1 protein-coding gene is annotated in these 630 nt (G+C 46.5%); it reads left to right on the forward strand.

Features of this window, described 5'->3' with window-relative positions; genetic code table 11:
* Positions 1 to 337 precede the first annotated feature (337 nt).
* Positions 338 to 630, forward strand: a 293-nt coding sequence (locus RQ738_RS13625) for a hypothetical protein (protein ID WP_314165864.1), incomplete at its 3' end; no start/stop codon positions are given.

Here is a 630-nt window from a genome sequence, read left to right on the forward strand (position 1 = left end):
CTGCAAATCCTCGCGCTTGAGCAGGATCTCGTTATTCAGCCTCTCCGACAGGCGCGGGGCGGCATCCAGCGGGGTACGGTTCGCCACGTCATAGACCGTCTCACAGGCCGCCTTGATACGTTTTTCATATTCTTTAAGCATAGGCACAAGATACTAGAATAGTGGGCAGATATAAATCGTTGAATAGTAAACCGGTGCAAAACTCAGCTAACAGTCCATCTTATTTTCGATTTTTGACGCAAAGTCCGCCAAGGCGCAGAGGACGCGAAGTAAGAAATAAAAATATATCGATTTATGCTAGTCATTCCGACGTTCCTTTAGTAACAAGGTCGATGAAATGGTCTCCTCCCCCCTTTATAAACGGCGTCGCTGCGCCATGATGGAGGTGATATCAACCATCAGCAAAAGGAAGGAGAAGACCATTTCATCGACTTATGGTTACTTTGTGACCTCTGCGTCTTGGCGAGCTTTGCGTTATTTACTCGATCTCTATAAACACCTACATATAGCAAAAAAGCCATTTTTTCGGTATTGTTTGCCGTCTGATTTGGATGAGGTGATAAGAATGAACCAGGACGAAATGAAAAAGGCCGCCGCCGAGGCCGCCATCGAATACGTAGAATCCGGCAT

Source organism: Sulfuriflexus sp. (genome assembly GCF_032250955.1).
GTDB lineage: Bacteria > Pseudomonadota > Gammaproteobacteria > AKS1 > AKS1 > Sulfuriflexus.